We start from the raw sequence: 8115 nt of genomic DNA, 5'->3' as shown, positions 1-8115 counted from the left end.
GGGCAAACCCAAAGGGGTCATGCTGGAGCATCGCGGTTTGGTCAGCTTGAAGCTGATGTTCGCGGACAGGCTGGGCATCACGGAGCATGACCGGATCGTTCAATTCGCCAGCCTGTCGTTCGACGCGTCCTGCTGGGAAGTGTTCAAAGCGCTCTATTTTGGCGCGGCTTTGTACATCCCGACGGCCGAGACGATTCTCGACAACCGCCTGTTCGAGAGTTATATGAACGAGCATGCGATTACGGCGGCGATTTTGCCTCCGACGTACAGCGCTTATTTGAACCCGGACCGCCTTCCCAGCTTAACGAAGCTCGTAACGGGAGGCTCGGCGGTATCGGCCGAATTCGTGCAGCAGTGGAAACCGAAGGTCCACTATTTCAATGCTTACGGCCCTACCGAAGCTTCGATTGTTACGACGCTTTGGGATGCGGATGAGGAGCAGCCGGAGCGCAGAGTCATTCCGATCGGGCGCCCGCTGGCCAATCACCGGATTTTTATTTTGGATGCCCACCTGCAGCTTGTGCCTCCGGGAGTGGACGGCGAGCTGTGCGTGGCAGGCGTGGGGCTTGCGAGAGGTTACCTGAACCATCCGGAGCTAACGGCAGAGAAGTTCGTGGAACATCCGTTTGCGCCGGGAGAACGCCTTTACCAGACGGGAGATCTCGCCCGCTGGCTGCCGGACGGCAACATCGAATACCGGGGGCGGATCGACCATCAGGTCAAAATCCGCGGCTACCGGATCGAAATCGGCGAGATCGAAGAGCAGCTGCTGAAGATCGCCGCCGTGCAAGAAGCCAAGGTGCTCGACCGCGACGACGCGAACGGCCAAAAGCAGCTTGTCGCTTATTACGTCGCGGAAACGAGGCTGGCGGCGCATGAACTCAAGGAGGAGCTCGCCAAGCAGCTTCCGGGGTATATGATTCCTTCGCACCTCGTGCAGCTTTCGCGGATGCCGCTGACCCCGAACGGGAAAATCGACCGCAAAGCGCTGCCCGCGCCGGAGGAATCCGCGGCCGGAGGAGCGGAATATGTCGCGCCGAGAACGCTGCTCGAAATGAAGATCGCCCGCGTCTGGCAGGATACGCTTGGCGTTCCGCAGGTCGGCGTAAAGGATAACTTTTTTGAGTTGGGTGGCAATTCGTTAAGTCTGATGAGGCTCGTTCAAGCCGTTTACGATGAAACGGGCATTGAGATACCGCTGAACCGCCAATTCCATAATGTAACAGTTGAAGCCATGGCTTTCGGAGAGGGGGATCTGGGCCTGGATAAAGGGGGGGACTCCTTCATTAAGCTGAATAAAGCAGGAGATCTGAACGTGTTCTGCTTCCCTCCGGGCAGCGGCTTCGGCATCGGTTACCGAGAGCTCGCAAGCAGGCTCGACGGCCGGTTCGTGCTCTACGGCATTGATTTTATCGACGATGCCGCCGATTACGAGGCCATGCTGAACCGTTATGTGGACGAGATCGTCCGCATCCAGCCGGAAGGACCTTACGTGCTGCTCGGCTACTGCTTCGGAGGCAACCTGACGTTCGAGGTAGTCAAAACGATGGAGAAAAGAGGGTATTCCGTAACGGACGTGCTCATGGTGGACTCGTGGATTAAGGACACGCTGACGCCTTCCGAAACGTCGGAGAAAGAGCTTGAAGAAACGCTTGCCGATTTCGACGAAGAAGAGAAGGAATTAATGAGCAACCCGCTCGTGCGGGAGCGGGTTCATCGGAAGGTCAAAGCGACCTTGGCGTACGAAGCGCAGCTTATTAATTCCGGCACGATCCCGGCCCGGATTTACGAACTGATTGCGAAGGACAGCGAAGCGTTCCGCCTGGAGCACCAATTGCCTTCCTGGCGGGGGGCAACGACGCAAGCTTACGCCGATTACCGGCTGGAGGGCGCGCACGAGGAATTGCTGGAACTCGCGCGCGTGGACGAAACGGCCGTTGTCATCCGGGACATCTTAGAGCAAGTCAAGCGGCAGATCGAAGCGGAGGCCGGGGTACTGCATGGAAGCTGACCGCCAGCCGTCTGTTCTAGAACAAGGCACAGCGGCGCCTTCCAAGCGCCAAACCGCTTACGCCGCCTGGAAAGCGTTCCGCTGGCTGATGTCCTATGTAAGCCGTCACAAAGGCTGGATGATCGTCGGTACCTTGTCCGCAATTGCCGCCGCTGTTATTGAGATATGGACGGGAAGTTTGATCGAGCAGCTGACCACCCAGGCCGAGAAGGGGGCGGGGCCAATCGTTCTGCAAATCGTGTACACGGTCTTTGTGGTCATCTTGATCGGTGTGCCGGCGAAGTATTTCATGAGCTTCGGCGTGGAGCGAAGCAGCGCCTCTGCGGTGCAGGATATCCGCAACCATGTCATGCGTCATATCGGCAAACTCCCGGTCTCCTATTTGGAAAAGCAGCACTCCGGCGACGTATTGTCGCGAATCAACAACGATCTGCAGCTCATCCAGCAGTTTATGATTCGGGACCTCGCCCAGTGGTTTTATCATCCGCTGTTGTTCATCGGCTGTTTCGCTTATTTGATCTACCTCCAATGGGAGCTGATGCTGTACAGCCTGCTGTTATTTCCCGTAGCGCTGCTGGTTTCCCAATGGATCGGCAAGCAGTTGGAGCGGTTGACGGAGGAAGCCCAGGCGAACATGGGCCGAATGAACGTCAACCTCCAGGATACGCTTGGGGGTATGCCTATTGTAAAAAGCTACCTGCTATCCGGCATGTTATCTCGCTCCTACCAAGTGCTGCTGCAATTGACGGCCCAAAAAAAGCTGGCCGTGAAAAAGCGGGAAGCCTGGGTCAACCCGCTGCTTTCCACGCTGATGATCAGCCCGATCATTTTCGCCGTCAGTTACGGAAGCTATTTGATCTACAAAGGGCAGCTAGGCGCGGGAGAGCTGATCGCCTTCCTGTACTTGCTGAATCTGTGTCTGGAGCCGCTGGAGCATATTCCCGAGCTCATCACGCGGACGTTCGAAATGGCCGGTGCCCTGAGAAGGGTCTCCGAAATCGTCGAGCAGCCGACCGAAACGGAAAATGGCCGTTCGCTTCCGAAAGCGAGCGCCGCCCCCATCGAGTTTCAGAACGTAACCTTCGGGTATGAGGAGAGCTCCCCGATCCTGCGGAATGTTAGCTTCTCGGTGCCGGAAGGGAAGACGATCGCGCTTGTCGGAGCGAGCGGCGGAGGGAAGAGCACGGTGTTTAAGCTTGTATGCGGCTTTTATCCGCTTCCGGAGGACCAGGGCGAGATCCGCGTGTTCGGCAGCCTGATCCACGGCGCCGATCTGGAGCAGCTTCGGTCGCATTTTTCCGTGGTAACCCAGGATTCATATTTGTTTAGCGGCACGATCGCTGAAAATATCGGCTACGGGCGGGAAGTAGCGTCGATGGACGAGATTATCGAAGCCGCCAAAGCCGCTCAGGCGCATTCCTTCATTATGCAGCTTCCCGACGGCTACCAGACGTATGTCGGAGAGCGCGGAGGCTTTTTGTCCGGCGGGCAGCGCCAGCGCATTGCAATGGCCCGGGCTTTTCTGAAGGATGCTCCCGTTATGCTGCTGGACGAGCCAACGTCGGCTCTTGATCCGGAGTCGGAAAGCGCGGTTCAGGAAGCGCTGGGCGTATTGATGAAGCAGAGAACGACGATGGTTATTGCCCACCGGCTTTCTACAGTACAAAACGCCGACGAAATTTGGGTCATGGAACAGGGGAGTATTGTTGAAAAGGGCACTCATGAACAATTGCTGAAGATGAAGGGACTGTACGCCCAGTCGTACTATCAGGAATTTACCGAGTCTGCCGAACGCAGGGAGGTGGCGTACACATGAAAAAGGGCGGATGGCTCTCGCAAGTGAAAGAACTCGGCTACTTGCTGATGTTTATGAACCGCAAGCGCAAAACCCAGTACGCCATTGGCCTGGCCGTGACGGCGCTCACCCAGACATTGTTCCTGATCGCCTTCAGCTTGGTCGTACATAACTTGGTTGATTTCGCCGTGTCCCGAGATACGTCCCTGATGTTGGAAGCCTTTATTATTTTGGGCGCGGCCTTGTTCCTGGAAAATGTGATTTCTCCCTGGTTCATTTACTTATACCAGCGCAGTGTCGAGCTGACTGTGCTGAATATCCGCGAACGTCTTTATGACAAGCTGTGCCGGGTGCGGCCGAGATTCCTGGAGCAGACGCACCATGGGGACTTGCTGTCGCGGGTGAACAACGACGTAACGACCGTTGAGTTTACATTCTCGCAGGTTTACTTCGTTTTGCTGCTTCAAGTTGTCTTTTGCATCGGCTCCATTGTCTCCATGGTGTTGATCGATTGGCGGTTTGCCGGCGTATCCTTCGTCATTCTGCTGCTGTCCTCCGTGGTCAGCCTGAAATTTGCGCGGGATATTCGCGCCTTGTCCGAACAAGGCTTGCAAACGCTCGGTAAAATGACCGAAAAATTCAAAGATTTTATGGGCGGCATTCAAATTGTGAAGCTGTTCCGCATCCGCACGATTTACGGCCAGTACGAGGCGTTGAACGAACAAATGACGCAGACGCTTCGGCAAACCGCGCAGAAGAACGGCATGCAGGCTGCGGTGAATCATTTTATCAGCTACGTCACGTTCTGCGGCATCATCGTCATCGGCAGTCTTCTTTATGCCTACGGACTGATGGGAATGGGAAGCGTCGCCGCCCTGGCGGTTCTGCAAGTGAATCTGACGCACGCCTTGTTGAACTTGGGGATGGTTCTGTCGATGATCCAAAATTCGCTCGCGGGCGCTCACCGGATTCAAGAGGTACTAAGAGAGGAAGAGGAACCGGAGCGTTTGGGATCTCCTCACAGCGAGCTCGTGTCGGAGGCTGCGGTGGAGTTTCGCGATGTGGAATTTTCCTATCAGGCGGATAAAAAGGTGCTTGTCGACATGTCCATGCAGGTGTTTCCCGGCCAGGTCGCCGCTATCGTGGGGGCCAGCGGCAGCGGCAAAAGTACGCTGATCAAGCTGCTGCTCGGCTTTTATCCTGTGGACAGCGGAGAAATCCTGCTCCAAGGCAAACCGTTCGGCCATTATACGCTGGACGAAATCCGCAGGCAGATTGCATACGTTCCGCAGGAGCCGTTCTTGTTTACCGGCACGATTGAGGAAAACATCCGCTACGGCAACCCGGATGCAACGGATGAAGAAGTGATCGAAGCGGCCAAAGCGGCGTACGCTCACCATTTCATTCAGGAACTTCCTGAACAGTATAAAACGCCGGTGGGAGAGAGAGGAGCGTCGTTGTCGGGCGGACAAAGGCAGCGAATTGCGATCGCCCGGGCGATTCTCAAAAACGCCCCGATTCTGCTGCTGGACGAAGCGACTTCCGCGCTGGATAACGAATCCCAGTATTGGGTACAGCAGGCCCTGAACGTATTGATGAAGGGGCGCACCACCATTCTGATCGCCCACCGTCTCAGCACCGTGGAACATGCGGATTTGATTACCGTCATGAACCAAGGGACGGTCGTCGAGCGGGGCTGCCATCAGGACCTGCTGGCGCTCGGGGGTTATTACGCCCGGCTGTACGGCTAGACCTGCTTTACGGCGGGCGGCTTCCTGCTTGCGAATGCGACAGAGTCTTTTAGTAATCCAAGGTATGACTTTATAACCGGTAGTTACCAGAAAGCGGAGACACGAAAAATGGGGAAGAGTCCGAAGGAGCCGTTCCGGGAATGGCCTGCGCGGTTCTTCTTAAGAGTGACTAAGTGACATCTAGGTACAAAGCCTATCTATAAAGAATCTCTAAACCGGGAGTGTGTCGATGTGAGAGAGAATAATACCAACGAGCAATATGGATTAACGCAAGCCCAGCGCCGAATATGGTTCATGGAAATTATGAATCCGGGAACGTCCATCACGATGCTTTCCGCGACCTACCAGATTACGGGCGAGATCGACACACAGCTTCTGGAGCAAGCGGCGGCAGAGATCGTCAAAACCTATGACGCTTTCCGAATCCGCATTAGCGGGGATTTGCAAAATCCAACGCAGTGGTTCGAAGAGCCGGAGAATGTCCAAGCTAGGATAAGCCGCCTCGAAATAGGCACAACCGAACAATTCTATGCTTGGGTGAAAGAAGTAAGCGAAAAACCGGCCAGCGTGTTCGACGAACACCTCTACCAATTTACGATTATCCATTTTGCGAACGGCCAAGTATGGCTCAATTTGACGGTAAATCATATTATCGCCGACGGCTTGTCCGTCAATGCTTTGCTGCATGCGGTGATGGAAAAATACCTGGAACTGCGCAAAGGCATCTCCAGCAGTTACCAGGCCCCTTCCTATCTGGATTATATTTCCGCGGAGCGTGAATATGAGCAATCGCAGCGTTATCAAAAAGGCAAGGAATACTGGCTGACGAAGTACAACACTTTGCCTGAAACGACCGGCATTAAATCGTATCCGCCATTCTCGATCGGCAGCGAATCCAATAAACTGGCCATCACTTTGGACGGTTCCCGGTATGAACGCATTCTGGCCTTCAGCGAACAATATCAGGTCAGCTTATATACGTTATTTCTGTCCGCCATGTACGCCTTATTGTACAAGCTGACCGACAGCACCGATGTTCCGGTCGGCACGGTTTTCGCCAATCGCACCAGCAAGAAGGAAAAAGAAACGATCGGCATGTTCGTCAGCACCGTGGCTACGCGGATTCGTCTGAATCCAGACAGGCACGTGCTTTCCTTGATCCAAACGGTTTCCAAGGAAAATACGGCGGATCTGCGGTATCAGAAATACCCTTATAACCAATTGATCCAGGATTTACGCGAACAACACGGCCGCAACGATCTTTCGGGGCTGTTCCGCACGTCTCTGGAATATCTGCCTTTGAAAATCGTGGAGTACGAAGAAATCAAGGTACGCCTGGAGGCTCACTTCGCTAGGCACGAGATGGACGATTTGCTGCTGCGCTTCGACCATATGCTAAATGAAGGCCATGTAATTCTCCATGCTTCCTATCGTACCGGCCTGTTCGAGACGGCCGAGATTGATCGGATTATGGAACAGTATGTAACCGTTCTGGACCAGTTTCTTCAGACTCCCGAACTGCCGGTACGCGAGATTTCTCTGCTGAGCGATGAGGAGAGACACCGCATTCTCAACGTTTTTAACCCGCCGGTGGCAGGGCTGAGCGAGGGAGAAGCGTTTCATCGGTATGTTGAAAAGTTTGCCCGGGAAATTCCGGATCATCCGGCAGTCGTCTACATGGACAAACAGCTGACCTACGGCGAATTGAACGAACGCGCCGAGCGGCTGGCTTCTCTCCTTCGCGAACAGGGCGTGGGAAGGGAGACGATTACGGGGATCTGGGCGGAGCGTTCGGTGGAACTGCTGGTCGGGGTGCTCGCCGTTTGGAAAGCTGGCGGAGCCTATGTACCGCTGGACCCCGATTATCCGGCGGAGCGGATTGAGTACATGCTCAGCGATAGCGATGCATCGGTGCTGCTTACGCAGCGTCATCTGTTGGAGCGGGCCGGAGGTTGGTTGGCCGATGACCGGCTGAAGCTTCAAGCTGTCTATGCCATGGACGATGAACAGATTTATAACGGGGATGCCTTAGCCGTGGAATTTGAATCTGCCGGCAGCGCCCCGCAAGACTTGGCTTATGTGATTTACACCTCGGGTACGACGGGACGCCCGAAAGGCGTCATGATCGAGCACGGTAGTCTCGTGAATACGGCGGATGCGTACCGTCGCGAGTACCGGTTGGATCAGTTTCCGGTGCGGCTGCTGCAGCTGGCCAGCTTCTCGTTTGACGTGTTCGTCGGAGACATCGCGCGGACGCTGTATAACGGAGGCACGATGGTGATTGTGCCGAAGGATGACCGGATTGATCCGAACCTCTTATACGGCTGGATTCGGGACCAAAACATTACGGTATTCGAATCGACGCCTGCGCTCATCCTGCCGTTCATGCAGCATATTTATGAAGAAGGGCTGGACGTTAGCTCCATGCAGTTGCTGATTACCAGCTCGGATGCTTGCAGTGTCACCGATTACCGATTGCTGCAGGAAAGATTCGGCGGACAATTCCGCATCATCAACAGCTATGGCGTTACCGAAGCGGCCATTGACAGCAGCTTTTA

The 8115-nt window shown here is 55.0% G+C and carries 4 protein-coding genes; all 4 read left to right on the top strand.

Annotation, left to right across the window (positions count from 1 at the left end):
* Window positions 1–2011, top strand: a 2011-nt coding sequence (locus tag L696_RS0117800) for a non-ribosomal peptide synthetase family protein (RefSeq protein ID WP_025684840.1), incomplete at its 5' end; no start/stop codon positions are given.
* The gene (locus L696_RS0117795) at window positions 2001–3827 is read left to right on the top strand and encodes an ABC transporter ATP-binding protein (RefSeq protein ID WP_025684839.1); all 1827 of its coding nucleotides are present in this window, start codon (window positions 2001–2003) and stop codon (window positions 3825–3827) included. The genes L696_RS0117800 and L696_RS0117795, both read left to right, overlap by 11 nt.
* Window positions 3824–5557, top strand: coding sequence for an ABC transporter ATP-binding protein (locus L696_RS0117790; protein ID WP_025684838.1), 1734 nt, complete (start codon window positions 3824–3826; stop codon window positions 5555–5557). The genes L696_RS0117795 and L696_RS0117790 overlap by 4 nt, the downstream gene beginning before the upstream one ends.
* A 294-nt stretch (window positions 5558–5851) precedes the next feature.
* The coding region (locus L696_RS0117780) for a non-ribosomal peptide synthetase (protein ID WP_425339327.1) at window positions 5852–8115 on the top strand (2264 nt) is incomplete at its 3' end.

The organism is Paenibacillus maysiensis, from assembly GCF_000520815.1.
Lineage (GTDB): Bacteria > Bacillota > Bacilli > Paenibacillales > Paenibacillaceae > Paenibacillus > Paenibacillus maysiensis.
This window is presented reverse-complemented; position numbering and strand designations above follow the sequence as displayed.